23 protein-coding genes and 1 tRNA gene are annotated in these 25,158 nt (G+C 67.0%); 18 read left to right on the top strand and 6 right to left on the bottom strand.

Annotation, left to right across the window (positions count from 1 at the left end):
• The first annotated feature begins 99 nt into the window (after positions 1-99).
• Positions 100-1,155, top strand: coding sequence for an alpha/beta fold hydrolase (locus FQV39_RS24975; RefSeq protein ID WP_149132743.1), 1,056 nt, complete (start codon positions 100-102; stop codon positions 1,153-1,155).
• On the opposite strand, the gene hisN is transcribed toward FQV39_RS24975, so the two are convergent.
• Both hisN and FQV39_RS24965 read right to left on the bottom strand, forming a co-directional pair.
• Positions 1,060-1,842, bottom strand: a complete 783-nt coding sequence (gene hisN, locus FQV39_RS24970; RefSeq protein WP_149132742.1) for a histidinol-phosphatase — start codon at positions 1,840-1,842, stop codon at positions 1,060-1,062. The two genes, FQV39_RS24975 and hisN, sit on opposite strands and share 96 nt — an antisense overlap.
• Before the next feature lie 314 nt (positions 1,843-2,156).
• A complete protein-coding gene (locus FQV39_RS24965) occupies positions 2,157-3,077 on the bottom strand; it encodes an N-formylglutamate amidohydrolase (protein ID WP_149132741.1) in 921 nt (306 codons plus the stop codon).
• 221 nt (positions 3,078-3,298) lie between these two features.
• On the opposite strand from FQV39_RS24965, the gene cpdR reads away from it, so the two are divergent.
• Together cpdR and FQV39_RS24955 are read left to right on the top strand one after the other, a co-directional pair.
• Entirely contained in the window at positions 3,299-3,658 is a 360-nt protein-coding gene (cpdR, locus tag FQV39_RS24960) for a cell cycle two-component system response regulator CpdR (RefSeq protein WP_038363805.1), read from the top strand.
• 266 nt (positions 3,659-3,924) lie between these two features.
• Positions 3,925-3,999, top strand: a tRNA-Val gene (locus tag FQV39_RS24955).
• Between the two features lie 85 nt (positions 4,000-4,084).
• On the opposite strand, the gene FQV39_RS24950 is transcribed toward FQV39_RS24955, so the two are convergent.
• Positions 4,085-4,993 carry a LysR family transcriptional regulator gene (locus FQV39_RS24950; RefSeq protein WP_149132740.1) on the bottom strand — a complete coding sequence of 303 codons (909 nt, stop codon included), beginning with the start codon at positions 4,991-4,993 and terminating at the stop codon, positions 4,085-4,087.
• A 220-nt stretch (positions 4,994-5,213) separates the two neighbouring features.
• Here FQV39_RS24950 and FQV39_RS24945 point away from each other — a divergent pair, with 220 nt between their 5' ends.
• From FQV39_RS24945 to FQV39_RS24885, 13 genes are all read left to right on the top strand, one after another.
• The gene (locus FQV39_RS24945) at positions 5,214-6,194 is read left to right on the top strand and encodes a dihydrodipicolinate synthase family protein (RefSeq protein ID WP_149132739.1); all 981 of its coding nucleotides are present in this window, start codon (positions 5,214-5,216) and stop codon (positions 6,192-6,194) included.
• Between the two features lie 35 nt (positions 6,195-6,229).
• The gene (locus tag FQV39_RS24940; RefSeq protein WP_149132738.1) at positions 6,230-6,781 is read left to right on the top strand and encodes a 3-hydroxyanthranilate 3,4-dioxygenase; all 552 of its coding nucleotides are present in this window, start codon (positions 6,230-6,232) and stop codon (positions 6,779-6,781) included.
• 122 nt (positions 6,782-6,903) lie between these two features.
• Entirely contained in the window at positions 6,904-8,067 is a 1,164-nt protein-coding gene (locus tag FQV39_RS24935; protein WP_149134028.1) for an ABC transporter substrate-binding protein, read from the top strand.
• A gap of 241 nt (positions 8,068-8,308) precedes the next feature.
• A complete protein-coding gene (locus FQV39_RS24930; RefSeq protein WP_149132737.1) occupies positions 8,309-9,223 on the top strand; it encodes a branched-chain amino acid ABC transporter permease in 915 nt (304 codons plus the stop codon).
• Entirely contained in the window at positions 9,216-10,238 is a 1,023-nt protein-coding gene (locus FQV39_RS24925; protein ID WP_187640058.1) for a branched-chain amino acid ABC transporter permease, read from the top strand. Before FQV39_RS24930 ends, FQV39_RS24925 begins: the two co-directional genes overlap by 8 nt.
• Entirely contained in the window at positions 10,235-11,002 is a 768-nt protein-coding gene (locus FQV39_RS24920) for an ABC transporter ATP-binding protein (RefSeq protein ID WP_149132736.1), read from the top strand. The genes FQV39_RS24925 and FQV39_RS24920 overlap by 4 nt, the downstream gene beginning before the upstream one ends.
• Positions 11,002-11,703 carry an ABC transporter ATP-binding protein gene (locus tag FQV39_RS24915; RefSeq protein WP_149132735.1) on the top strand — a complete coding sequence of 234 codons (702 nt, stop codon included), beginning with the start codon at positions 11,002-11,004 and terminating at the stop codon, positions 11,701-11,703. Before FQV39_RS24920 ends, FQV39_RS24915 begins: the two co-directional genes overlap by 1 nt.
• Positions 11,690-12,817, top strand: coding sequence for an alpha/beta hydrolase (locus tag FQV39_RS24910; protein ID WP_187640057.1), 1,128 nt, complete (start codon positions 11,690-11,692; stop codon positions 12,815-12,817). The genes FQV39_RS24915 and FQV39_RS24910 overlap by 14 nt, the downstream gene beginning before the upstream one ends.
• Positions 12,814-13,632, top strand: coding sequence for an aspartate dehydrogenase (locus FQV39_RS24905; protein ID WP_248313135.1), 819 nt, complete (start codon positions 12,814-12,816; stop codon positions 13,630-13,632). Before FQV39_RS24910 ends, FQV39_RS24905 begins: the two co-directional genes overlap by 4 nt.
• 259 nt (positions 13,633-13,891) lie before the next feature.
• Positions 13,892-15,325 carry an NAD-dependent succinate-semialdehyde dehydrogenase gene (locus FQV39_RS24900; protein WP_149132733.1) on the top strand — a complete coding sequence of 478 codons (1,434 nt, stop codon included), beginning with the start codon at positions 13,892-13,894 and terminating at the stop codon, positions 15,323-15,325.
• 122 nt (positions 15,326-15,447) lie between these two features.
• Positions 15,448-16,896 (top strand): efflux transporter outer membrane subunit, encoded by a 1,449-nt coding sequence (locus tag FQV39_RS24895; RefSeq protein ID WP_149132732.1) that lies wholly within the window; start codon positions 15,448-15,450, stop codon positions 16,894-16,896.
• On the top strand, positions 16,893-18,098 hold the full coding sequence (locus FQV39_RS24890) for an efflux RND transporter periplasmic adaptor subunit (RefSeq protein WP_149132731.1): 1,206 nt from the start codon (positions 16,893-16,895) through the stop codon (positions 18,096-18,098). Before FQV39_RS24895 ends, FQV39_RS24890 begins: the two co-directional genes overlap by 4 nt.
• A gap of 2 nt (positions 18,099-18,100) precedes the next feature.
• Positions 18,101-20,053: a MacB family efflux pump subunit gene (locus FQV39_RS24885; RefSeq protein WP_149132730.1), complete on the top strand. Its 1,953-nt coding sequence runs from the start codon at positions 18,101-18,103 to the stop codon at positions 20,051-20,053.
• A 239-nt stretch (positions 20,054-20,292) separates the two neighbouring features.
• On the opposite strand, the gene FQV39_RS24880 is transcribed toward FQV39_RS24885, so the two are convergent.
• Positions 20,293-21,198, bottom strand: coding sequence for a LysR family transcriptional regulator (locus FQV39_RS24880; RefSeq protein WP_248313134.1), 906 nt, complete (start codon positions 21,196-21,198; stop codon positions 20,293-20,295).
• Between the two features lie 91 nt (positions 21,199-21,289).
• Here FQV39_RS24880 and FQV39_RS24875 point away from each other — a divergent pair, with 91 nt between their 5' ends.
• Together FQV39_RS24875 and FQV39_RS24870 are read left to right on the top strand one after the other, a co-directional pair.
• Positions 21,290-22,312: a bile acid:sodium symporter family protein gene (locus FQV39_RS24875; protein WP_149132729.1), complete on the top strand. Its 1,023-nt coding sequence runs from the start codon at positions 21,290-21,292 to the stop codon at positions 22,310-22,312.
• Between the two features lie 142 nt (positions 22,313-22,454).
• A complete protein-coding gene (locus FQV39_RS24870; RefSeq protein ID WP_187640056.1) occupies positions 22,455-22,700 on the top strand; it encodes a DUF2934 domain-containing protein in 246 nt (81 codons plus the stop codon).
• A gap of 85 nt (positions 22,701-22,785) precedes the next feature.
• Here FQV39_RS24870 and FQV39_RS24865 read toward each other — a convergent pair whose 3' ends face one another.
• Positions 22,786-23,070: a hypothetical protein gene (locus tag FQV39_RS24865; protein ID WP_149132727.1), complete on the bottom strand. Its 285-nt coding sequence runs from the start codon at positions 23,068-23,070 to the stop codon at positions 22,786-22,788.
• A gap of 584 nt (positions 23,071-23,654) precedes the next feature.
• Positions 23,655-24,992 carry a dicarboxylate/amino acid:cation symporter gene (locus tag FQV39_RS24860; protein WP_149132726.1) on the bottom strand — a complete coding sequence of 446 codons (1,338 nt, stop codon included), beginning with the start codon at positions 24,990-24,992 and terminating at the stop codon, positions 23,655-23,657.
• Between the last annotated feature and the right edge of the window lie 166 nt (positions 24,993-25,158).

Genomic DNA, 25,158 nt, shown 5'->3' with positions numbered 1-25,158 from the left:
GCATTTCAGCTTTTCAAGAGCCCGCTCCAACGGGCATAAACGTAGCCGAAGCAGTTCGGCGACCGGTGCGGAAGCGCGGTCGCGATGCGGAGTGAGCCGATGGCCGAGGCCGTTCTTTTCGCCCATCCCGGCTATCCTGTGCCGGGCCATGGCAAGGTCTGGTTCGCCACGACCCGGGATGGCGCCTCCTTGCGCTTCGGGAGCTGGCGCCCGACGGTGAAGCCGGCGCGCGGCACCGTCGTGGTCGTCCAGGGCCGGGCCGAATTCATCGAACGCTACAGCGAAACCGCCGCGGAACTGCGCCGACGCGGCTTCCATGTGCTGTCCTTCGACTGGCGCGGCCAGGGAGGATCGCAACGCTTCGTCCGGCGCGAGCGCAAGGGCCATGTCGGCCGCCTCAAGCATTACGAAGCCGACCTCGCCCTGGTGATGGCGGAAATGCGGGCGAAATTTCCGCCGCCCTATTTCGTCCTCGCTCATTCGATGGGCGCAGCGATCTGCCTCGACGCCGCCCGCCATGACGCTCTGCCGGTATCGCGCATGGTGGCGCTTGCCCCTATGCTCGGCCTGACGATGATCGCGCACCCGGCCAGGGCCAGCCGCCTCGCCAGCCTGCTCTTCTGGCTCGGCTTCGGCCGCGCCTTCGTCCCGGGCGGCGGCGACACGGCCATCGCGACCAAGCCCTTCGCAGGCAACCGGCTGACCAGCGACGCCGTCCGCTACGCCCGCAACAGCGCGCTCTCGAGCGAGGCCCGCCATCTCAGCATCGGCGACCCGACCATCGCCTGGGTCAGGACGGCCTTTCGCCTGATGGCGCGCCTCAACGCCTCCTCGGCCGCGCTGGAGGTGAAGGTGCCGACGCTGATCATCGCCGCCGGGCAAGACCCGGTGGTCTCGACGCCGGCGATCGAACGCTTCGCCGCACGCCTCAAGACCGGCTCGGCGCTGATCCTGCCGACGGCGCGACACGAGATCCTGATGGAGAACGACGCGATCCGCGCCCAGTTCTGGGCCGCCTTCGACGCCTTCATCCCCGGCGAGGACCAGGCTGCGTCCGTCTCAGCCGGCAAGTCGCGCGAGGGCAGCCTCATGCAGCGCCTTGCTGCCGGCAGCGAGGATGCGCCCGCCGCCAGCGGCGCTGCCGCCGTCCCATGAGGTGACGACACCGCCCGCTCCCTCGATGATCGGGATCAGCGCGACGATGTCATAGGGCTTGAGGCCGCTCTCGATGACGAGATCGACATGGCCGGCCGCCAGCATGCAATAGGCGTAGCAGTCACAGCCATAGCGCGAGAGCCGAACCTGCTTCTCGACACGTGCGAAGGCCTTCGCCTCCTCGCCTTTGAACAGCGCCGGCGAGGTCGTCATCAGCGTCGCGGCGGCGAGATCGGTGATCGGTCGGGTGCGCAGTTTCCGCGGCCCGCCCGGCCCCTCATAGCGTGCCTCGCGCCCGTCGCCGGAATAGCGCTCGCCCGAGAAGGGCTGGTGCATCATGCCGTAGACCGGCACGCCCTTGCGCGTCAGGCCGATCAATGTGCCCCAGACCGGAATGCCGGAGATGAAGGCGCGCGTGCCGTCGATCGGATCGAGGACCCAGACATAGTCAGCCTCGGTGTTCTCGCTGCCGAATTCCTCGCCGAGCACGCCATGGGCCGGAAACTGCCGCTTGATCATGTGGCGCATCACCGATTCGCCGGCGCGGTCAGCCTCCGTCACCGGGTCGAACACGCCGCCTTTCGACTTGTCTTCGGTCGCGTGATGCGCGCGGAAGAACGGCAGGATCGCCCGTCCCGACTGGGTCGCCAGCTCTGCAACGAAAGCGCCGAAATCGACTGCGCTCATGAAAAACTCTCCAATTTGCTGCTATGCAGCATCAATGCCGTAAAAAATCGGATCGCCAACTCGCATGGCGCGACAAAAACCGCAAAAACGTCAGAGAATGACGGCCTTGCCATGCACGTGGCGCATGACACCTGCGATTTACGTCAATTTCGCTTGCATTTTGCAGCGCACCCTCATATTGTGCACTGCGAAGGGGAGATGACCTCAAACCTTCGTTGCCCTCCTTGGGCGTTTCCTCCCTAGACTTGGGCCGCCACGCAAGTGTGCGGCCCTTTTTTCTTGTCTGCCCGCTTCGATATCGATGGTCGCCAGCCTTATTCGGCCGCCTCGCGCCAGTCGTCGAGCCAGCCGCTCCAGCGCGCGAAACAGTCGGCCATCGCGCTGGCGATCGCCTGCTCGATCGCCGCGAAGCCGGCATGCGGCTCCAGCGTGGCTTCGTTCATGTAGAGCGCCCGATTCACCTCGATCTGCAGCGCGTGAACGCCCGCGGCCGGCGCGCCGTAATGCTCGGTGATGAATCCACCGGCATAGGGCCGGTTGCGGGTGACGCTGAAGCCGAGCCGGGTGAAGGCCTGCTCGGCGATGTCGGTGATGTAGCCGGCGGCGCTGGTGCCGAAGCGATCGCCCAGGATGATGTCGGATTTCGACAGCCCGTCGCGATCGAGCCCGGCCGACGGCATCGAATGGGCATCGACCAGGATGCAGGTGCCGAACACCCCTTGCGTCCGCTGGACGAGGCCCCGCAAGCCGGCGTGATAGGGCCGGTAGAGCCCATCGATGCGGGCGAGCCCCTCCGCGATCGGAATGCGCCCGAAATAGATCTCCTGCGCGTCGCCGACGATGCGGGGAATGGTGCCGAGCCCGCCCGCCACGCGCATCGAGCGCGTATTGGCGAAGGGCGGCACCCGCCCGTCGAACATGCGCGGATCGAGCTCATAGGGCTCGCGGTTCACGTCGAGATAGGCGCGGGGAAACTCCGCCACCAGCAGCGGCGCACCAAGCGCGACACTCTGCCCGAACAGGCGGTCGACGAAAGCGTCCTCCGAGCGCCTCAGGCTGCGCAGCGGCAGCCGCGCCGCTTCGACGAAACCGCGCGGATAGCGCCGGCCCGCATGCGGCACATCGACCACGACAGGCACAACCTGAAGCGCCGGCTGATACAGGCTGAACGGCCGTTCGATCTCGGCGACGATGTCGTCGGGGCCTGGCGGGAAAGGGGTGGAGAACGAACTCATGTCCCACGAGAGAAGCACACAAACCCGGCCGGTTGAAGCGACGTTGTGAAGCCGTGGAAATCCATGCCGGGATTCACCCGTTGTTTACCATGATGCTGCCTTATAGAAGCGCATGGTTCCAACTGCGCGGACGGGTGAGTACCCAGCCGTTCCAGGCCCGGCGGTGGCACGGGCGCCAAACGCATCGAAACACAGGCCTCAGGGACGGACAGAACAGGCCCATGACGAAGATACTGCTCGCGGAAGACGACAACGACATGCGTCGCTTCCTGGTCAAGGCCCTGCAGAATGCGGGCTACGACGTCGCTTCCTTCGACAACGGCCTGTCGGCCTATAACCGCCTCCGCGAGGAGCCGTTCGAGCTGCTTTTGACCGACATCGTCATGCCGGAGATGGACGGCATCGAGCTGGCGCGCCGCGCCACCGAGCTCGATCCCGACATCAAGGTGATGTTCATCACCGGCTTCGCCGCCGTCGCGCTCAACCCCGATTCGCAGACGCCGAAGGATGCGAAGGTGCTCTCCAAGCCCTTCCATCTGCGCGAGCTCGTCAACGAAGTCGAGAAGCTGTTGGCGGCTTGAGAGGCTGTTTGGCATCGCGCTGCGGCGTGTCGAATGGCGGTGTTTTCGAGAACCGGAGCGGAGCGCAAGTTTGTACGTGAGCACCGGAAGCGCAGAAAGCGCCACCAGTCGACCGCGGCAGTCAGAGATGCCAACAGCCTCGTAGAATTTATGCGGCAAACGCCTTGCAAGCTGCGAGGCGAGCCGCTATAGCCCCCTCACCTCGCAGCGTGATCGCGGCCGACACGGCCCGGACACGCTACCGGAAGTCGCTTTCAGCGGCGAACGGGCGCGTAGCTCAGCGGGAGAGCACTACGTTGACATCGTAGGGGTCACAGGTTCGATCCCTGTCGCGCCCACCATTTGATGCCCTTGCAATACAGGGACGAAAGGCCGCCTCACCGGGCGGCCTTTTTGCTTTTTGCCGCTTATGGCGGTGCTCCGATCTCAGCCCGCCTCGCTCGGCGCGAGCTGGCGCACGAAGCGGCGCAGCAGCGTCTCGAAGGCCGAGAGCGCCGGGGAAACGGAGCGCCCGCTCGGCCGGATCATGACAATGTCGCGCGCGATCGAAGGCTCGACCAGCGGCCGGGCGATGACACCCGCCGGCGCGACGGCCCGCGCATAGGTCGGCAGTACCGCGATGCCGAGACCGGCCTCGACGAGCGCCAGCGCCGTGGTGATCTGCGCCACCTCATAGGCGGGCTTCAGCGTGATCTCGGCGCTCTCGTAGCCGACTTCGACCAGCAGGCGGATGCCGCTGTCGCGGGTGAGCGTGATCAGCGGCTCCTCCGCGAGGTCACGCCAGAGCAGATTCTCCTGCCCGGCGAATCGGCTGTCGCGCGCGCAGAACAGCATCAGGCTGTCGCGGGCGAGCGGCGTGCGCTCGATATTGTCCTCCAGCGCCGAGAAGGTGCCGACCCCGCAATCCGCCCGGCCGAAGCGCACGGCTTCGACGACGAGGTCGTTGCGCGCATCGATGATCGCGACCTGGAGGCTGGGGTGCTTCTCGTGCAGAGCGGCGATGGTCGGCGGCATGATGACGGCGGCAAGCAGCGGCGGCACCGCCACGACGATGCGCCCGCGCCGGCGCTCCGCCAGCCCGTTGGCGTTCTGCACCGCCGTGTCGAGGTCCTGCACGATCTTCAGCGCCGCGCCGTGGAACTCGCGCCCGCCCTCTGTCAGCTCGACGCGGCGCGTCGTGCGGTCGAGCACCCGGATACCGAGTTCCCGCTCCAGTTCGCGCACCAACTGGGACAGCGCCGGTTGCGCCATGTGCAGTCGCTCCGCCGCCTTGGTGAAGGTGCCCTGCTCGGTCACCGCGAGGAAGGCCTGGATCTGGCGCAGCGTGATCGCCATGAGATACCCGATTTATAAGGACAGCTTCCGAATTCATACGAATGTTACGAGTTGCTGTATACCCCGCCTGTCATGCCATCATTCCTCATCGCCCCCATCGGATGCGGGGCGACGCCAGGCGGGGACGCGGAAGGCGGCAGCGCGGATGGACGGCTGAAGGCCGGCTCCGCCATCGCCGCCCCCCTGCCCGGACCGTGCCGGAATGCGAGGGTGAGGCTCCATGAAATACGCCAAGAAGGACGCCAAGGCCTATGCCCGCGCCCATATGAAGGGCATCTGGGCGGCCGCGCTCACCCCCTTCACCGGCTCGCTCGCGATCGACGAGGACGGTTTCCGGCAGAACATCCGCCACTGGCTCGACGATCTGAAGATCGACGGGCTGTTCATCGCCGGCAAGCAGGGCGAGTTCTTCGCGATGTCGTTGGAGGAGCGCAAGCGCAGCTTCGAACTGGCGGTCGAGGCCAGCGCCGAGCGCGGCCAGACGATCATGTCCTGCTCCGACCAGAACATGGACGTGGTGATCGATCTCGCCCGCCACGCCCAGAAGGTCGGCGCCGACTACATCGTCGTGCACGCACCCGTGCTGCATTTCTTCAAGGCGCAGGACGAGACGGTCTACGAGTACTACCGGACCATCGCCGAGAAGGTCGACATCGGCATCGCGCTCTGGAGCCATCCGGACTCGGGCTATCTGCTCTCGCCACAGCTCTGCAACCGGCTGGCCGACATCGAGAACGTCGTCGCGATCAAGTACAGCGTGCCGCGGCCGATGTATGCGGAACTCACCCGCCTCGCCGGCGACCGCATCCTGGTCAGCACCGCCTCCGAGGAGGAGTGGCTCGACAATATCCTCGAGCTCGGCTGGCAGCTCTATCTCTGCTCCTCGCCGCCCTACCTCATCCAGACGGCGAACGACCTGCGCATGCGCGAATACACCGACCTCGCCTTCCGCGGCGAGGCCGAGAAGGCCCGCGCCGTGCGCGACAGCCTGAACCCGGTGCGCGAGGCGCTGCGCGGCACGCGGCCCGCAGAGAAGCCGCATGCCCACCAGAAATACTGGCAGGAGCTGCTCGGCCAGGTCGGCGGGCGCGTCCGTCCGCCGATGCTGGAGCTGACAGAGGCCGAAAAGGCCGCGACGCGCGCCGCCTTCGAGAGCTGCGGCTTGAAGCTCGGCAATGCACCAATGGCCAAGGCCGGCTGAACGAGATTCGAGACGACAACGGGAGAGGTGGAGAGATGGCGACCGAAGGACGGCTGAAGGCCTTCAACTTCAACAACTGGATCGAGGAGCACAAGCACCTGCTCAAGCCGCCGGTCGGCAACCAGCAGGTCTGGACCGATTCGGATCTGATGGTGACGGTCGTCGGCGGCCCCAACCAGCGCACCGACTATCATGACGACCCCGTCGAGGAGTTCTTCTACCAGCTCAAGGGCGACATGATGCTCAAGCTGGTCGACAACGGAAAGCACTACGACGTGACGATCCGCGAGGGCGACATCTTCCTGCTGCCGCCGCATGTACGCCACTCGCCGCAGCGCCCGCAGGAGGGCTCGATCGGTCTCGTCATCGAGCCGAAGCGGCCGGAAGGCTGGCTCGACGCCTTCGAATGGTACTGCTTCAACTGCCAGGGCCTCGTCCATCGTGTGGAGGTCGACCTCGTCAGCATTGTCGACGATCTGCCGCCGCTCTACCGTGCCTTTTACGGCAACGAGCAGGCCCGCACCTGCCCGCATTGCGGCACCTTGCACCCGGGCAAGGAACCGCCGGCGGGCTGGGTCTGCCTGTGATGCCATGCTGCAGGCGCCGCCCGCTCGGGCGGCGCTTGTCGTCAGACCACGCATAAGCGCGGCGGCGCAGAAACGCCGCGTCGAACCATTTCAGAGGCCGAACGGAACAACTGGAGTCCATGATGAAATTGCGCGGATTGCTCTTCGGCATCGCCGCCTCGCTGGCGGCGACCACCGCCCTCGCCCAGCAGCCGATCAAGATCGGCATGATCACCACGCTTTCGGGCCCGGGCGGCTATCTCGGCCAGGACATCCGCGACGCTTTCAAGCTCGCCATCGACATGGAGGGCGGCAAGCTCGGCGGCGTGCCGGTCGAGCTCGTGGTTGAGGACGACGCGCTCAAGCCCGGCCAGGGCAAGCAGATCGCCGAGAAGATGCTGAAGACCGACGGCATCAAGATCATGACCGGCATCGTCTTCTCGAACGTCGCCGGCGCGACCGTTCCCGACATCGTCGATTCCGGCGCGCTCTATGTGAGCCCCAACGCCGCGCCGTCGAACTTCGCCGGCAAGGAGTGCAATGAGAACTATTTCGTCGTCGCCTGGCAGAATGACAGCCTGCATGAGAGCGCCGGCCAGTACGCCACCAATCTCGGCTACAAGAAGGCCTTCATCCTCGCCCCGAACTACCAGGCCGGCAAGGATGCGCTGACCGGCTTCAAGCGCCTGTTCAAGGGCGAGGTCGTCGGCGAGGTCTATACCCGCCTCGACCAGACCGACTTCGCGCCGGAAATGGCGCAGATCCGCTCGGCCAATCCCGACGTCGTCTTCCAGTTCCACCCGGGCGGCCTCGGCATCGCCTTCCTGCGCCAGTACCAGCAGGCCGGCCTGCTCGGGAAGGTGCCGATGGTGCTGGCCGAGCCCTCGCTCGACGCCACCACGCTGAAGGCGGTCGGCGAAGCCGCGCTCGGCCTCAGCGTCACCGCGCACTGGAACTCGGATTTCGACAACCCGGCCAACAAGAAGTTCATGGAGGCCTGGACCAAGGCCTATAACCGCGCACCGACCTATTATGCCAGCCAGGGCTACGACACCGCGCTCGCCATCGCCTCCGCCCTGAAGGCGACCGGCGGCAAGACCGACGTGCCCGCGCTGCGCAAGGCGCTCGCCAAGGCGGACTTCCAATCGGTGCGCGGCGCCTTCAAGTTCGGCCCGAACCAGCACCCGGTGCAGGATTGGTACGCCCTCAAGGTCGAGAAGGCCGCTGACGGCACGCCGGTCCTGAAGACGTCCGGGAAGGTGCTAAGCAACCACAGCGACGTCTACGCCAAGGACTGCAAGCTCTGAAGCGGCACACACTGGCTCACAGCCAGCATGCTACGTTTCCGTCATGGTCGGGCTTGTCCCGACCATCCACGTCTTGCTCCATCGAGGTCGGTGTTCAAGACGTGGATGCTCGCCACAGGGGCGAGCATGACGCTTCTGGAAATATCGCACCGCTGATGGATTCCAGGCTCTTCGCCAAGGCGAAGCCCCGGAATGATAGTGGTGTTTCCATCTACCTCAGGGCCCTCTGGCTTCAGCCACAATGACGCTCGTTCTCGAACAATTGCTCAACGGCCTGCAGTTCGGCGTGATGCTGTTCCTGCTCGCTGCCGGGCTGACGCTGATCTTCGGCATCATGGGCGTGATCAACCTCGCCCATGGCTCGCTCTATATGGTCGGCGCCTATACCGCCGCCTTCGCCGCCGCGCAGACCGGCTCCTTCCTGCTCGCCGTGCTGGCAGGGCTGACTGCCGCCGCCGTCACCGGCATGGTGATGGAGCTCGTCGTGCTGCGCCGGCTCTATGCGCGGGACCATCTCGACCAGGTGCTGGCGACCTTCGCCCTGATCCTGATCTTCAACCAGAGCGTGACGCTGCTGTTCGGGCGCCATCCCCTTTTCGTCTCGGTGCCTCCAGTGCTGAACGGCTCGGTCCAGCTCCTGCCCGGGCTGACCTACCCGGTCTATCGCCTCGCGATCATTGCCGTCGGCCTGCTCGTCGCCCTCGGCCTCTATCTCCTGATCAACCGCACCCGCGTCGGCATGCTGGTGCGGGCCGGCGCCACCCATCGCGAGATGGTGCGCGCGCTCGGCGTCGATATCCGCCTGCTCTACACCGCCGTCTTCGGGCTCGGCGCCCTGCTCGCCGGCCTCGCCGGGCTGATGGCCGGGCCGATCCTCGCCGTGCAGGTCGGCATGGGCGAGCAGATCCTGATCATGACCTTCGTCGTGGTGGTGATCGGCGGCGTCGGCTCGATCCGCGGCGCCTTCTTCGGCGCGCTGATCGTCGGCCTCGTCGACACCTCGCTACGCGCCTTCACGCCCGGCCTGCTGCGGCACGTCATGACCGGCTCGGAGGCCGACGCGCTCGGCGCCGGCCTCGCCTCGATGGGCATCTACCTGCTCATGGCGATCGTGCTGCTGGTGCGGCCGAAGGGACTGTTCCCCGCTCATGTCTGACGACGCCATCACCCGCACGCACGCGGCTACGCCCGTGCTGGGCCGCATCATCGCGTTGCTCGTCCTTGCCGTCGCGCTGATCGCCCTGCCGTTCGTGGTCAAGGCGCTCGGCCAGCCGGCGCTGGTGCCGCTGGCGACGCGCGTCCTGATCTATGCCATCGCCGCCGCCAGCCTCAATCTCGCACTGGGCTTCGGAGGGATGGTCTCCTTCGGCCACGCCGCCTTTTTCGGCATCGGCGGCTATGCTGTCGGCATCCTCTACCGCACTCTCATGGACGACGCGCTCTTCCTCGGCTTCATCCCCGGCACCGACCAGCTTCTGGTGACGCTGCCGGCGGCCATCCTCGTCGCCGGCCTCTTCGCCTGCATCATCGGCGCGCTGTCGCTGCGCACCAGCGGCGTGCAGTTCATCATGATCACGCTCGCCTTCGCGCAGATGCTGTTCTTCCTCTTCGTTTCGCTCAAAGCCTATGGCGGCGACGACGGCATGACGATCCGCCGCCGCAATGCGCTCTTTGATCTCAACACCCGCGACGACACCACCTTCTACTTCATCTGCCTGGTCGTCGCGGCACTGGTCTTCCTGGTGCTCTGGCGCATCGTCGGCTCGCGCTTCGGCATGGTGCTGGCCGGCATCCGCCAGAACGAGCGGCGCATGGCCGCGATCGGCATCGCGCCCTATCGCTACAAGCTCGCCGCCTTCGTCATCTCCGGCATGGGTGCCGGCCTCGCCGGCGCGCTGATGGCGAATTATCTGCGCTTCGTCAGCCCCGACATGCTGCACTGGACCAAGTCCGGCGAGCTGATGATCATGGTCATCCTCGGCGGCGTCGGCACGCTGCTCGGCCCGCTTTTGGGCGCGGCCGCGCTCGTCATCCTCGAGACCGTGCTGACCGGTTGGACCGAGCATTGGCAGCTCGCGCTCGGGCCGATCCTGCTGCTCGTCGTGCTCTTCACCCATGGCGGACTCAACGGGCTGATCGGCAGGCTCGGCCTCGGCAGGAGCGCGCCATGACTGGAATGGATGCAACACCTGCGCTCCTCTCCGTGCGCGGCCTGCGCAAGCGCTTCGGCGGGCTCATCGCCACCGACGGCGTCGATCTCGACGTGCGCGACGGCGAGATCCATGCGCTGATCGGCCCCAACGGTGCCGGCAAGACGACGCTGCTCACCCAGCTCTTCGGCGAACTGACCCATGACGAGGGCGCGATCAGGCTTTCCGGCGAGGAGATCGACGCCTTGTCGACGCCGCAGCGCGTCAAGCGCGGCCTCGCCCGCACCTTCCAGATCAACCAGCTGCTGCCGGACTTCTCGATGCTCGACAATGTCGCGCTCGCCGTGCAGGCCCATGACGGCCACAGCTTCCGCTTCTTCGGCAATGCGCGGCGCGACGAAACCCTGCGCGGTCGCGCGCGCCAGCATCTCGCGACCGCTGGCCTGAGCCACCGCGCCGAGGTGAAGGTCGCCGACCTCTCTCATGGCGAGCAGAAGCAGCTCGAATTCGCGATCGCGCTCGCCTGCGAGCCCCGCCTGCTGTTGCTCGACGAGCCAATGGCGGGCTTGGGCCATGCCGAGAGCGAGCAGATGGTCGCGATGCTCTCCGCGCTCAAGGGCCGCGTCACCATGCTGCTGGTCGAGCACGACATGGACGCCGTCTTCGCGCTGGCCGACCGCATCTCCGTGTTGGTCTATGGCCGCGTCATCGCCACCGGCACGGCCGAGGAAATCCGGAACAATCCGGAGGTGCGCACCGCCTATCTCGGCGAGGGAGACGCCTGATGCTGAGCGTGCGCAACCTGCAATCGGCCTATGGCAGGAGCCAGGTGCTGTTCGACGTCGCCCTCGACATCGCCGAGGGCGAGGTCGTGACCCTGCTCGGCCGCAACGGCATGGGCAAGACCACGACGGTCCGCTCGATCATGGGCCTGCTCGCGCCGAAAAGCGGCGACATCCGCTTCGATGGGCGCGCCATCTCCGGCATCGCGCCCGAGAAGATCGCCCGCTTCGGCATCGGCCTCGTGCCGGAAGGCCGACAGGTCTTCCCGACGCTCAGCGTCCGCGAAAACCTCGTCGCCACCGCCTCGAACCGGCTGAAGCGCTCCTCGCCCTGGACGCTGGAGCGGGTCTACGCCCTCTTCCCCCGCCTGCAGGAGCGTGCCGGGCAATCGGCCCGCACCCTCTCCGGCGGTGAACAGCAGATGCTCGCGGTCGGCCGCGCGCTGATGACCAATCCGAAGCTGCTGATCCTCGACGAGGCGACGGAAGGCCTCGCCCCGGTGATCCGCGCCGAGATCTGGGGCTGCATCGAGGCGCTGAAGGCGCAGGGCCAGTCGATCCTGCTGATCGACAAGAACATCAACGTGCTCAGGCGCATCGCCAACCGGCACTACATCATCGAGAAGGGCCGCACGGTCTGGTCGGGGTCGAGCGCCGATCTCGCGGCCAATGCGGAGCTGGTGCATCGCTATGTCGGCGTCTGAAACGGAACTGCACGAGATCGTCGCGCATAGTGCGGAGCCTGACCCGATCGAGGCGCTGCGCGACGCGCTGAGCGACATCCTCGCCGGGCTCGTCGCCGCCGGCTGCGGCCCGCATCATCTGCGCGAGATGGTCTGGGAGAGCGACCGGCCCGAGGCCTTCCACCTCTCCCGCCCCGCCATCGAACTCGTCTGGCGTGAGGTCTTCGCCGGCTTCCGCCCGCCGATCCGGCTTCAGCCCAGGGGCGAGGCCGGCCTGACCATCCGCGCCCGCCATGCCGACGCTCAGCCGCTGCCCGACACGCTCGTCGACGGCTACACGCTGCGCGAGCTCGGCCGGCAATACAGTCCGCGCCTGCAGGCCGACATGAAGGCGCTGTTCCGGCAATGGAGCCGCGACGGCGAAGCCTTCCGCGCCCGCCACGGCGGTTTCGACCTCGCCTATGGCCCAAGCCGCTTCGAAACACTCGACCTCTATCGCCCGGCCGGTGCGAAGCGGGCACCAATCTTCGTCTTCATCCATGGCGGTTACTGGCAGGCCTCGGACAAGGCCCAGCATGCCCAGTTCGCTCACAGCTTGCTCGATGCCGGCTATGCCGTCGCCATGCCCAATTACGGTCTGGCTCCGGATACCCCGCTGGAAGCGAGCATCGCCCAGAGCGTGGCAGCGCTGAACTTTCTCGCGCGCGAAGCCGATGCGCTCGGCCTCGATGCCACTCGCCTGCACGTCTCCGGCCATTCCGCCGGCGGTCACCTCGCCGCCATGGCGCTCTGCGCGCAGGATGCCCCGCCCATCGCCTCGGCCCTGCTGCTCTCCGGCCTCTACGACCTGAGGCCGGTCAGCCACCTGCCGCTCGGCCGCCTGCTCGGCCTCGACGATGCGGCGCGTGCGACCCGGCTCAGCCCGATTGTCCAGCCCCGCCCGCAATCGACGCGGATCGCTTTCGCGGTCGGCGAAGGCGAGAGCGATGCGTTCAAGGCGCAATCGGCAGCGCTTGCCGCGACATGGCAGGCGCCCGCGCCCTTGATCTGCCCTGGCCACCATTTCAGCCTTCTGGAAGGCCTGAACGGAGGCCCCCTGCTCGACCTTGCCCTGCGAACGGCGGAAGGCCGATGACGATGCCATCGCGCAAGCCGCTGCGCCTCGCCCTGATCGGCTGGGGCGCCATCAACCGCCGCGTCGCAGAGCTGCTGGCGGAGCGAAGCAACGGCGATATCACCATCGTCGCCATCGCTGTCCGCAACCCCGACGCCGCAGGCGGTATCCCGGCCGGCACCAAGCTGATCACGACGCCGGACGAGCTGACCGGCCTTGATCTTGACCTCATCGTCGAAGCCGCCGGGCGCGAAGCCGTCGGCATCTGGGGCGAGGCGGCGCTCGCGCATGCGCCCGCTTTCGCCATCGCCTCGACCAGCGCCTTCTGCGACGACGCCCTGCTCGACCGGCTGATCGCCTCTGCCGACAGCCAGGGAAGCCAGCTCCTGATCCCGCCCGGCGCGCTTGCCGGCATCGACGGCATCGCCGCAGCCGCCCTCCTGCCGCTCGACGAGGTCGTGCATCGCATCGTCAAGCCGCCGGCTGCCTGGCGCGGCACCTCAGCCGAGAGTCTGACCGCTCTCGATACGCTCACCGAGCCCATGACCTTCTTCTCCGGCACCGCGCGCGAAGCCGCTTCGCGCTTCCCACAGAACGCCAATGTCGCGGTGATCTCGGCGCTCGCCGGCATCGGACTTGATCGTACCCGCGTCGAGCTCGTCGCCGACCCTGCCGCATCCGGCAACGGTCATCAGCTCAGCGCCCGCGGCGCCTTCGGCAAGCTCGACATCGCCATCGAGAATCGGCCACTGGCCTCGAACCCGAAATCCTCGGAGATGACGGCGCTCGGCCTCGTCCGGCTGATCGAGAACCGGGTGCGCACGCTGGTGCGCTGACCTTCCCGTCATTCCGGGCGCAGCGGAGACCCGGAACCCACGACTACGCGCTTCGCCCTTGGGTGGATTCCGGATCGGCGCGGCTTCGCCGCTTGTCCGGATTGACGGTGAGGTAGCCCGCGCAATTCATAATCAGATCAATCTGAATTTATCTGATTTAGCCGACTGGATCACGCAATGAGCCGCCACCTATGGTCCGCTTGAGAATGGCGGAAATGACCCGAACAGACCGCTGAATGCACCGCCAGCCGAGGCTTTCATGACGACCTATCCCGATCTCAAGCTCTATATCGGCGGCGCCTGGCGGAAGACGGCGGACGAGCAGCCGGTGCTCAACCCGGCCGACGAAAGCATTATCGGCGCGGTGCCCCTCGCCTCCCATGCCGATCTCGACGATGCGCTCGCCGCCGCCGCCGAAGGCTTCAAGGTCTGGAGCCGCACGGCACCGCGCACCCGCGCCGAGATCATGCTGAAGGCCGCCGCACTGATGCGCGCGCGCGTCGAGGAGATCGCCTATGCGATCACGCTGGAGCACGGCAAGCCACTTGCGCAGGCCCGGCTCGAAGTGGTGCGCGGCTGTGAGTTCTTCGAATGGGACGCGGCGGAAGGCCAGCGTGCCTATGGTCGCGTCGTGCCGAGCGAACCCGGCATCCGCTATGTCGTCACCCACCAGCCAGTCGGCACGGTCGCAGCCTTCTCGCCCTGGAATTTCCCGATGAGCCAGCCCTGCCGCAAGATCGCGGGCGCGCTTGCGGCCGGCTGCTCGATCATCATCAAGGCGGCGGAGGAGACCCCGGCCGGCGCCCTCCATATTGCGCGTGCCCTGCACGATGCCGGTGTGCCGCCCGGCGTCTTCAACCTCGTCTTCGGCGTGCCCGCCAAGATCTCGGGCTATCTCATTCCGCAGGCGCAGACCCGCCTCGTCGCCTTCACCGGTTCGACCACCGTCGGCAAGCACCTCTCCGAGCTGGCGGCGCGTCACATGACACCGGTGCTGATGGAGCTCGGTGGCCACGCCCCGGTCATTGTCTGCGACGATGTCGACCCGGTGGCCGCCGCGCATGTCTCCGCCACCCGCAAGCTCCGCAATGCCGGCCAAGTCTGCACGTCGCCGACCCGCTTCTTCGTGCAGGAGGATATCTACGAGCGCTTCGCCAAGGCCTTCGTCGAGAAGGCGCAGGCCGTGACGGTCGGCAACGGTCTCGACGCGGAGACCGAGATGGGTCCGGTCGCCAATCACCGCCGCATCGAGGCGATGGAGGCGCTCGTCGCCGATGCCCGCGCTCGCGGCGCCCGCGTGCTGACCGGCGGCGAACGCCTCGGCAATCGCGGCTACTTCTTCCCGCCGACGGTCATCGCCGAGCTGCCGGACGACGCCCGCGCCATGCGCGAAGAGCCCTTCGGCCCGATGGCGCTGATCAACCCGGTCCGCTCGGTCGAGGAAGCGATCGAGAAGGCGAATTCCCTGCCCTTCGGCCTCGCCGCCTACGGCTTCACCCATTCGGCGGCGCGCGCCGACCAGCTCGCGGAAGGCATCGAAGCCGGCAACGTCTCGATCAACACGCTGGAAGCCTCGGTCGCCGAGGTGCCGTTCGGCGGCGTCAAGGATAGCGGCTATGGTCGCGAGGGCGGCGCCGAGGGGCTGGCCCACTATATGACCGTGAAGACGCTGTCTCACCGGATGGTCATCTAGTCGCAATGCCTCGGGCAGTCCGAACGGCTATCTTCCCGACTGGATGACCATCGGGACGAAATATTGCGCATGGGCGGGGTGAAAGGGTGGCGGCCCCAGGTTTTCCCGGCATTCTGGCCGCGATGATTCGCCCTGCTACCCCATTGATCCTGGCGCTGGGTCTCGGTGCCTGTGCCGTGGGGCCGGACTACACGCCACCCGCCCTCGAGCTGCCGCAACGCTGGAGCGCTGCGAATAGTGGGCCAAAAGCGCCGAAACCGAGCGAGTGGTGGCGCAGCCTGCGCGACCCGACGCTGAATGCGCTGATCGGGCAGGCCATTGCCGGCAATCTCGATGTCGCGCAGGCCAAGGCCCGCATCCGCGAGGCTCGCGCCACGCGCGAGCAGGCGGTCGGCGCGCTCTTCCCGCAGGTCGACGGCAACGCCTCCGCCACACGCTCGCGCAGCTTCGGCGTGACGCGCAACAGCTTCCGCGCCGGCTTCGACGCCTCCTGGGAGATCGATCTGTTCGGCGCGCGCGACCGCGCCGTCGAGGCCGCGACCTATGGTACGGACGCTGCCTTCGACGATCTCGACGGGGTGATGCTGACGCTGATCGGCGACGTCGCCTCGACCTATGTCGAGGCGCGCGGCCTGCAGGCGCGGATCGCGCTGGCCCGCAGCACGGCGAGGACGCAGCGCGAGACCGAGGCGCTGACCCGCACGCGCTTCCGCGCCGGCGACATCTCCGCCATCGACACCGCCCGCGCCACCGCGCAGGCCGCGAGCACGGAATCGCAGATCCCCCTGCTCGAAACCTCGCTCGCCCAGAACCAGCATCGCTTGGCCGTGCTGACCGGCCGCCCGCCGGCGGCGATGGCGCCCTATTTTGCGCGCGCCGCCGCGGTCCCCGCGACACCCGCCCCGCCGCGCGCCGGCATCCCCGCCGATGTGCTGCGCCGCCGTCCCGATGTCCGTTCGGCCGAGCGCCTGCTCGCCCGGGCGACGGCGCAGATCGGCCAGGCCGAGGCCAACCGCTACCCATCAGTTTCTCTCACCGGCAACATCTCGACCTCGGCGCTCAAGCTCGGCGACCTCGCCAAGAACAGCGCCATCGGCTGGGCGATCGGACCGAGCCTCAGCGTGCCGATCTTCAACGGCGGCGAGCTCGCGGCGGCCGTCGATGGGGCCAGGGCCCAGCGCGACCGGCTGGACGCGGCGTTCAGGCTGACCGTGCTGACTGCGCTGCAGGATGTCGAGGACAGCCTGGTGGGATTGCGGCAGGAGCGGATCAGGCTGGGAAGCCTCTCGGAGGCTGCCCGGGCCTCGACCGAAGCCGCGCAGCTCTCGCGCGCACTCTACACCTCCGGCAATGCGAGCTTCCTCGACGTGCTCGAAGCCCAGCGTACGCAGTTCGGCGCCGAGGAGGCGCTGATCCAGAGCAAGGTCACGCTCGCGACACAGTTCATCGCTCTCAACAAGGCGCTCGGCGGCGGCTGGCTCAGGCCCGTCGAAGTCTCGGCGCCGGCCGTGATCGACGGCGAAACCGGGCCGCGTCTGCGCCTCATTCCCATAGAGGAGCCGCAACCATGAGGCTGCGCCGCCTCCTTCTCCCCACCCTGATCGTCGTGGCGGTCGGTGGCTACTATCTCTGGCAGGCGCGGCAGCCCGCGCCGGCGGAAACCGTCAGCCTGCCGAGTGTCGAGGCAACCACGGGCAATGTTGAGGAAGCCGTGCTCGCTTCCGGCGCGCTCGAGCCCATCCGCCAGGTCAGCGTCGGCGCGCAGACCACCGGCCGCGTGATTTCGCTCAAGGTCAAGCTCGGCGACAGCGTGAAGGCAGGCGATCTCATCGCCGAGATCGACAGCATCACCCAGCAGAATGCGCTGCGTTCGGCCGAAGCCGATCTCGCGGCGCTCAAGGCCCAGCGCGCCGAGCGTACCGCCAGCCTTGCCTATGCCGAGGCCGTGCTCGCCCGCCAGAAGCAGATGGTCGGCCAGAATGCCGTCTCGCGCGACGCCTACGAGAACGCGCAGATGACCGTCTCGACGACGCAGGCGCAGATCGAGGCGCTCGACGCGCAGATCATGTCGAGCCAGGTCAAGGTCGAGACCGCCCGCGCCAATCTCGGCTACACCCGCATCACCGCGCCCAGCGCCGGCACCGTGCTCGCCGTTGTCGCGCAGGAAGGCCAGACGGTGAATGCCGTCCAGTCAGCCCCGACCATCGTCGTGCTCGGCGATGTCTCGACCATGACGGTCAAGGCCAAGATCTCGGAAGCCGACGTGCTGCGGGTGAAGACCGGGCAGGAGGTCTATTTCAGCGTGCTCGGCGCGCCGGAGCAGCGTTTCCCGGGCAAGATCTCCTTCGTCGAGCCGGCCCCCGACACGCTGAAGACGCAGAACATGACCAGCTCCGCCACCACGAGCAGCAGTTCCTCGTCCTCCAGCACGAGCGCGGTCTACTACAATGCCTGGTTCGAGGTGCCGAACCCGGAAGGCCGCCTGCTGACCTCGATGACCGCGCAGGTCACGGTGATCGTCGGCCGGGCCCAGAACGTCGTCACCGTGCCCTCGACCGCCGTCCGCCGCCGCGGCCCCAATGCCTTCGTCGAGGTGCTCGGCGAGGACAGCAAGGCGGAGCAGCGCAAGGTCACGGTCGGTCTCGACAACAAGATCGTCGCCGAGATCACCACGGGCCTGAAGGCAGGCGAGCGCGTCGTCACCACCCGCAGCGGCGGCGGCGCGGACGCGACCCGGCCGACGCGCCGCTCCCGCTCGCCCTTCGGGTTCTGAGCATGAACATGCCGCTCATCCGTCTCGCGGGCGTCCGGCGCGATTTCGGCACGGGTGAGGCGACCGTCGCCGCGCTCGATGGCGCCGATCTCGTGATCGAGGCTGGCGAGATGGTCGCGATCGTCGGCCAGTCCGGCTCCGGCAAGTCGACGCTGATGAACATCATCGGCTGCCTCGATCGGCCGACCGGCGGAACCTACGAGATCGACGGCCGCCCGACGCGCGACCTCGACCCGGACGAGCTCGCCCGGCTGCGGCGCGAATATTTCGGCTTCGTCTTCCAACGCTATCATCTGCTCTCCGAGCTGACGGCGCTCGCCAATGTCGAAGTACCCGCGATCTATGCCGGCATCCCGCCCGGGCCGCGCGAGAGCCGCGCCGCGACGCTGTTGGACCGCCTAGGTCTCGACAGCCGCAAGACACACCGCCCCTCCGAACTCTCAGGCGGCCAGCAGCAGCGCGTCTCGGTGGCCCGCGCGCTGATGAACGGCGCGCGCGTCCTCCTCGCCGACGAGCCGACCGGCGCGCTCGACCGCAAGAGCGGCGAGGAGATGCTTGCGCTGATCGAGGAGCTCAACCGCGAAGGCCACACCGTCATTCTCGTCACCCACGACATGAATGTCGCCAATCGCGCCCATCGCATCATCGAGCTCAGCGACGGCAGGATCGTCGCCGACCGGCGGACGGCTCCGCGCGCGGAGGCGGCACCGCCCCCCTCCCCCGTGCCGTCGCCGGCCGGACGCCTACGGGCCGCCTTCGGCCGGCTGAAGGAAGCGTTCGGCATGGCCGTGCGCGCCATGGCCGCCCACAAGCTGCGCAGCACCCTGACCATGCTCGGCATCGTCATCGGCATCGCCGCCGTGGTCAGCGTCGTCGCGCTCGGCGAGGGCGCGAAACGCAACGTCCTGCAGAACATCTCCGGCCTCGGCACCAACACGCTCGAGATCTTTCCCGGCACCGGCTTCGGCGATCTGCGCTCCGGCCGAGTCAGAACCCTGACCGTGCTCGATGCTCAGGTCCTCGCCGGCCAGCCCTATGCCGCGAGCGTGACGCCGACGGTGACGACCAGCGCGACGATCCGGCTCGGCAATGTCGAGGCGACGGCGCAGGTCAACGGCGTCAGCGAGCGCTATTTCGACGTGCGCGGCAGCGTGCTGACGCGCGGCTCCTTCTTTGACGCCTCCGATGTCCGCATGCTCGCGCAGGACGTGGTGATCGACGAGAATGCGCAGGGCGTACTCTTTCCGCAGGGACCGGCGAACCCGATCGGCACGGTCATCCTGATCGGTTCCGTGCCATGTCGCATCGTCGGCGTGATCCGCCAGCAGCAGGGCGGCTTCGGCGGCAGCCAGAACCCGCAGGTCTTCCTGCCCTATACCACCGTGCAGGGCCGCTTCCTCGGCGACCTCTCGCTGCGCAGCATCACCCTGCGCGTCGACGACGAGACGCCGATGACGGCAGCGCAGGAAGCGGTCACGGAACTCCTCACCCACCGCCACCGCGCCAAGGACTTCTTCATCCTGAACCAGGACGAGATCCGCAATACCATCACCAGTGCGACCGCGACGATGACGCTGATGATCTCCTCGATCGCGGTGATCTCGCTGCTGGTCGGCGGCATCGGCGTGATGAACATCATGCTGGTCTCGGTGATCGAGCGCACCAGCGAGATCGGGCTGCGCATGGCTGTCGGTGCGCGCCGTGGCGACATCCTCCAGCAATTCCTGATCGAGGCCTCGCTCGTCTGCTTCATCGGCGGTGCGCTCGGCATCGGGCTGGCGCTCGCCATCGGCTTCGCCTTCGAGGCTTCGGGCTCGCAGGTGAGCTTCATCTATTCGGGCGAGGCCTTCGCCGTCGCCATCGCCTGCTCGACGCTGATCGGCCTGACCTTCGGCTTCCTGCCGGCCCGGAACGCCGCGAGCCTGGACCCGGTCGCCGCCCTGGCGCGGGATTAAGGCATACTGCCTTTTGGACAGAACCGCGCCGTCATTCCGGGGCTTCGCGTCAGCCAAGAACCCGGAACCCATGAACACGGAATCAGACGAGAAGGCTCGTCGGATCGGCGCCCTTTCGATGGGCTGCTGTGTTCATGGGTTCCAGGCTCGAGCTGGAGTTTATCCTTGGGCCGACCGAAGGTCGGACCCGAGGGGCCCGCCCCGAAATGACGGCGTGGTTCCGTGTAAAACCACCATACCTAGGCCTTCCTTCCGCGCCGTGCGGGAAGCTCCGGCAACAGGCGGCTGGTACCGGACAGGATGCTGGCAGAGAGCGCCCGCGCCGCCTCCTGATGCGACTGGCCGCCGATGACGACGAACTCGATCGTCCCGAGCGTCGGCAGTGCCTCGCGCGGCTCGACTTCGGCGAGGCCGGACGGGATCAATCGAGCCGAATGGGCGGTGATGCCGAGCCCCGCCACCGTCGCGGCGCGAAGGCCTGCGAGGCTGCCACTGGTGCAGGCGACGCGCCAGGGCCGTCCAGCCTGCTCCAGCGTCTCGATCGCATGGACCCGCGTGATGCTCGGCGGCGGATAGAGCACGAGCGGCACCTCCCGCTGCTCGGCGAACCGCGCGCCGGGACGTCCAACCCAGACGAGCCGCTCCTGCCAGGCGACCTCGCCACGCTCGTCGCCCTTGCGGCGTTTCGCGAAGATCAGGTCGAGATCGCCGGCGTCGTATTGCTCGTAGAGCAGGCCGCTGAGGCCGACCGTCAGCTCCAGATCGACCGCGTGATGCTGCATGGCGAACTCGGCGAGGATATCCGGCAGTGCGGTGTAGGCGAAATCCTCGGAGACCCCGAGCCTGAGTCGCCCGCGCAGGGTCGAACCTTCGAGATAGCGCTCGATCCGGCGTCCCGCTTCGAGCGCCTCAAGCGCGAAGGGCAGGATGGCGTCGCCGTCCGGCGTCGGACGCACCTCATGCGTGTCGCGCGCCAGCAAGCGTCGCCCGACCCGCTTCTCCAATCGCGCGACATGCTGGCTGACCGAGGATTGGCGCAGGCCGAGCTGGCGCGCGGCTTCCGTGAAGCTCAGCGTCTCGCAGACCTTGACGAAGCTCTGCAGCAGGACGGGATCGAGCGGCTTCTGGTCCAGATTCATGATCATCACGATCCATGATGAGCGATATCATGTCCAGTCTGGATCAAAATGGGCCTGAAACGGATTAGAAGGCGGCACCTCACCGGAAGGACCGCAGATGATCCGCCGCACGCTCGCCCGCTTCGGCATCGACCCTTATCTCATCGCGCTCATGACGACGGTCGCTGTCGCGGCCGTGTTGCCGGCCCGCGGCGTCGGTGCGGAAATCGCCAATGATGCGGTCTCGGTTGCGGTCGCACTGCTGTTCTTCCTTTACGGCGCGCGGCTTTCGCCGGTGGCGGTCTGGGAAGGCCTGCTGCACTGGCGCCTGCAATCACTGGTCTTCGCCAGCACCTATGTGCTCTTCCCCCTGCTCGGGCTGATCCTCACCCGCGCGCTGGGCGGCTGGCTGCCGTCGGAGCTGGTCGCCGGGCTGATCTTCGTCTGCATCCTGCCCTCGACCGTGCAGTCCTCGATCGCCTTCACCTCGATCGCACGCGGCAATGTCGCTGCGGCTTTGTGCAGCGCCTCGGTCTCCAACCTCTTCGGCATGGTGCTGACGCCGCTGCTCGTCGTGCTGCTGCTCGATTCGAAGGGCGGCGGCTTCAGCACGCGCGCTGTCGAGAGCATCGCGCTGCAGCTCCTGCTGCCTTTCGTCGCCGGCCAGTTGCTGCGTCGCTGGATCGGGCCCTTCCTGCAGCGCCACAAGGCGCCAATCTCGCTGGTCGATCGCGGCTCGATCCTGCTCGTCGTCTATGCCGCCTTCAGCGAGGGCATGGTCGCCGGCATCTGGTCGCAGGTCACGCTCGCCGACCTCGGCCTCGTCATCGCGCTCGACATCGTCCTGCTTGCCGCCGTGCTGATGATCACCACCTTCGTCAGCCGCCGCCTCGGCTTCTCCAAGGAGGACGAGATCGCCATCGTCTTCTGCGGCTCGAAGAAGAGCATGGCGAGCGGCATCCCGATGGCGAACATCCTCTTCCCCGGCCAGGCGCTCGGCCTGATCGTGCTGCCGCTGATGCTGTTCCATCAGGCTCAGCTCTTCGCCTGCGCCGTGCTGGCGCAGCGCTATGCGCGCCGCCCTGCAAAACGGGAGGCGGAAACGCCCGGCGAGCCGGCGCTTGCTGCCGCGAAGGCCTGAACGTCGCCCCGCGAGATCTTTCAAACCCGCAAGGGAACAGCGTGCCCCCGAACGTCGTTAATCCCCTGCACGGCTGAGCCGTTGCCCTCTCCGAAGCCAGGATTCCCCAATGCGCATTGGGGAGCGATCATGGAGACGAGACATGAAGGACGAGAAATCCCAGCGCGAAATCCGGAAGATCGCCTACGCCTTGTGGATCAAGGACGGCCAACCCGAAGGCCGTGATCGCGAGCACTGGGACGCGGCCAAGGAAATCTGGGCCTATCGTAGTCACAACCACGTGCTCGATGATGAGGGGGTTTCCTGGCCGTCGGGTCAGCAGGCCGCCGAAAAGCCGTCGAAACGGCAGGCCTCGGCCGGAAAGGCCTCGCGACAGCAGAGCACCTGACGCGGCACGGTTGCCCGTCGAGACCAGCCAGTGACCGAATGGCACGACCGGACCGGCTCATCGGCCCGGAAGGGTTCTATCGTGGTCAGGGGCAGAGATAGCCGCCCTGATCAGGCAGGCAGCGCGCGCCTGTGGGCAGCACGAGAGCGCCGCCGGGTTCGCGCTTGACGTAATCGCCATTGGGCAATTCGAAACCGCCGGTCGAGTCCGGGTTGACGCGCGTGCCATCCGGGAGGATGAGCTGTGCGCTGTCACGAACGATCCGCTTGGCAGGGCCAGCCGAAGCGCCCGGAACCGGGCGGGGCTGGGACGAGACGCAGCCTGCCACGAGGATGGCGACCACGCTTGCAGCTATCGATATCCTGATCATCAGCCATTGTTGCCGCGACCGGAGTGGAGGCGCAAGCCCGTTCGGGTCGTGTGACAGGATGTGGCAGCAGTATCTGCCTGTCTCCTGACTTCACTTAGCAAGACAACTCTCTTCTCCACAGGTGTTTTCGAGTTGATTTCACCGTGGCAGAGCAAGGCCGACCGCAGTTTTCTCATCTGCTGGAAAGAAAAAACTGGGCTGCCCTGAATCATCTTTGCCGGCTGATCGCCGATCTGTGTTCAACGATCGGGTCGACCCCGTTGTTGGAGCCCGCGACCGAAATCGATCCGCGGTTGGAATGAGCGCGGCTGGTCCTATTTCAATCTCGGCCGCTGTGACGATGCGAGCCAGGTCTTCCAGGCAATCTACAAGGCGAACAGGTCACCCGATGCCCTGTCGAGGCTGACGGCGATCCGCGATGTGACCCAGCGCAACAGGTATCAGGATCGAACGGCATTTCGGATGCCCGCGGCGGCCTTCGATCGAGGCGCGCCGGGACATCCGATGCTTCTTGTGAATGCAGGCGTGATGATGGGCGGCCCGAAACACCGCGGGAGATCGGTGCTCCGGGCCCGCACCAGGCCTTACTCGGCCGGGACCACCAGGACCTCGCCATCGACCACCAGCGGGGAGTGACCGCTCAGCGCGGCCTGCAGCTGGTCCTGATCAAGCTCGCCTTCCCAGCGGGCCACCACGATCGTCGCGACGGCGTTGCCGATGAAGTTGGTCACCGCGCGGCATTCCGACATGAAGCGGTCAATGCCGAGGATCAGCGCCATGCCCGCGACCGGGACGGCGGGAACGACCGAGAGCGTCGCGGCCAGCGTGATGAAGCCCGCGCCGGTGATGCCGGCCGCGCCCTTCGAGCTCAGCATGGCGACGAGCAGCAGCAGGATCTGGTCACTGAGCGGCAAATGGATGTCCATGGCCTGCGCGATGAACAGCGCCGCCAGCGTCATGTAGATGTTGGTGCCGTCCAGATTGAAGGAATAGCCGGTCGGGATGACCAGCCCGACGACGGAACGCTTGCAGCCGGCGGCCTCCATCTTCTCCATCAGGCTCGGCAGCGCCGCTTCCGAGGAGCTGGTGCCGATGACGAGGAGGATTTCTTCCTTGATGTAGCGGATCAGCGCCAGGATCGAGAAGCCGTTGTAGCGGGCGACCGCGCCGAGCACGACAAGGACGAAGACCGCCGCCGTGATGTAGAAGGTCAGGATCAGGAAGGCGAGGTTGGCGACCGAGCCGATGCCGTAGCGGCCGATGGTGAAGGCCATCGCGCCGAAGGCGCCGATCGGGGCGGCCTTCATCAGGATCGACACCAGCTTGAAGATCGGGGTCGAGAGCGCCTGCAGGAAGTCGACCACCGGCTTGCCGCGCTCGCCCACCATCGCGAGCGAGAGCCCGAACAGCACGGAGAAGAACAGCACCTGCAGGATGTCGCCGGAGGCGAAGGCGCCGACGATCGTGTCCGGGATGATGTTCTGCAGGAAGCCGACGACGCTCGAGTCATGCGCCTTGGCGGCGTAGCCCTGTACGGCCTTGGCGTCGAGGCTGGCGGGATTGATGTGCAGGCCCGCGCCGGGCTGGACCACATTGCCGATGATCAGGCCGACGATCAGCGCCAGCGTCGAGAAGCACAGGAAATAGATCATCGCCTTGCCGGCGACGCGGCCGACCTTCTTCATGTCGGTCATGCCCGCGATCCCGGTCGAGACCGTCAGGAAGATCACCGGCGCGATGATCATCTTCACCAGCTTGATGAAGGAATCGCCGAGCGGCTTCATCGCCGTGCCCTGCTCCGGCCAGAAATGACCGAGCAGGATGCCCGCCGCAATGGCGAACAGAACCTGGACATAGAGGTGCTGATAGAACTTCCTGGGGCGCGCCGGCTGGGCCGGCGCGATGTCGAGCGTGGTCGCCATGATGTGCTCCTTGGGTCGGCGGTGTTTTGCTCTTGTTCGAAACCGCTACGCCTTTTGAGCAACCGCCGTGCCAACCGCACGAAATCGACAGATATCCGACAAAACAATGGGTTAGCTGGTCGCTACGCGGGCTGGGGCGTGCCGCATGGCGAGAAGCCGCACAGCC

The organism is Bosea sp. F3-2, from assembly GCF_008253865.1.
Classification (GTDB): Bacteria; Pseudomonadota; Alphaproteobacteria; order Rhizobiales; family Beijerinckiaceae; genus Allobosea.
This window is presented reverse-complemented; position numbering and strand designations above follow the sequence as displayed.

What these genes read in the sequence shown, in the direction of transcription:
- FQV39_RS24975 (WP_149132743.1), top strand. Translation starts at nt 100, where the DNA reads ATGGCCGAGGCCGTTCTTTTCGCCCATCCCGGCTATCCTGTGCCGGGC.
- hisN (WP_149132742.1), bottom strand. Translation starts at nt 1,842, where the DNA reads ATGAGCGCAGTCGATTTCGGCGCTTTCGTTGCAGAGCTGGCGACCCAG.
- FQV39_RS24965 (WP_149132741.1), bottom strand. Translation starts at nt 3,077, where the DNA reads ATGAGTTCGTTCTCCACCCCTTTCCCGCCAGGCCCCGACGACATCGTC.
- cpdR (WP_038363805.1), top strand. Translation starts at nt 3,299, where the DNA reads ATGACGAAGATACTGCTCGCGGAAGACGACAACGACATGCGTCGCTTC.
- FQV39_RS24950 (WP_149132740.1), bottom strand. Translation starts at nt 4,993, where the DNA reads ATGGCGATCACGCTGCGCCAGATCCAGGCCTTCCTCGCGGTGACCGAG.
- FQV39_RS24945 (WP_149132739.1), top strand. Translation starts at nt 5,214, where the DNA reads ATGAAATACGCCAAGAAGGACGCCAAGGCCTATGCCCGCGCCCATATG.
- FQV39_RS24940 (WP_149132738.1), top strand. Translation starts at nt 6,230, where the DNA reads ATGGCGACCGAAGGACGGCTGAAGGCCTTCAACTTCAACAACTGGATC.
- FQV39_RS24935 (WP_149134028.1), top strand. Translation starts at nt 6,904, where the DNA reads ATGAAATTGCGCGGATTGCTCTTCGGCATCGCCGCCTCGCTGGCGGCG.
- FQV39_RS24930 (WP_149132737.1), top strand. Translation starts at nt 8,309, where the DNA reads ATGACGCTCGTTCTCGAACAATTGCTCAACGGCCTGCAGTTCGGCGTG.
- FQV39_RS24925 (WP_187640058.1), top strand. Translation starts at nt 9,216, where the DNA reads ATGTCTGACGACGCCATCACCCGCACGCACGCGGCTACGCCCGTGCTG.
- FQV39_RS24920 (WP_149132736.1), top strand. Translation starts at nt 10,235, where the DNA reads ATGACTGGAATGGATGCAACACCTGCGCTCCTCTCCGTGCGCGGCCTG.
- FQV39_RS24915 (WP_149132735.1), top strand. Translation starts at nt 11,002, where the DNA reads ATGCTGAGCGTGCGCAACCTGCAATCGGCCTATGGCAGGAGCCAGGTG.
- FQV39_RS24910 (WP_187640057.1), top strand. Translation starts at nt 11,690, where the DNA reads ATGTCGGCGTCTGAAACGGAACTGCACGAGATCGTCGCGCATAGTGCG.
- FQV39_RS24905 (WP_248313135.1), top strand. Translation starts at nt 12,814, where the DNA reads ATGACGATGCCATCGCGCAAGCCGCTGCGCCTCGCCCTGATCGGCTGG.
- FQV39_RS24900 (WP_149132733.1), top strand. Translation starts at nt 13,892, where the DNA reads ATGACGACCTATCCCGATCTCAAGCTCTATATCGGCGGCGCCTGGCGG.
- FQV39_RS24895 (WP_149132732.1), top strand. Translation starts at nt 15,448, where the DNA reads ATGATTCGCCCTGCTACCCCATTGATCCTGGCGCTGGGTCTCGGTGCC.
- FQV39_RS24890 (WP_149132731.1), top strand. Translation starts at nt 16,893, where the DNA reads ATGAGGCTGCGCCGCCTCCTTCTCCCCACCCTGATCGTCGTGGCGGTC.
- FQV39_RS24885 (WP_149132730.1), top strand. Translation starts at nt 18,101, where the DNA reads ATGAACATGCCGCTCATCCGTCTCGCGGGCGTCCGGCGCGATTTCGGC.
- FQV39_RS24880 (WP_248313134.1), bottom strand. Translation starts at nt 21,198, where the DNA reads ATGATCATGAATCTGGACCAGAAGCCGCTCGATCCCGTCCTGCTGCAG.
- FQV39_RS24875 (WP_149132729.1), top strand. Translation starts at nt 21,290, where the DNA reads ATGATCCGCCGCACGCTCGCCCGCTTCGGCATCGACCCTTATCTCATC.
- FQV39_RS24870 (WP_187640056.1), top strand. Translation starts at nt 22,455, where the DNA reads ATGAAGGACGAGAAATCCCAGCGCGAAATCCGGAAGATCGCCTACGCC.
- FQV39_RS24865 (WP_149132727.1), bottom strand. Translation starts at nt 23,070, where the DNA reads ATGATCAGGATATCGATAGCTGCAAGCGTGGTCGCCATCCTCGTGGCA.
- FQV39_RS24860 (WP_149132726.1), bottom strand. Translation starts at nt 24,992, where the DNA reads ATGGCGACCACGCTCGACATCGCGCCGGCCCAGCCGGCGCGCCCCAGG.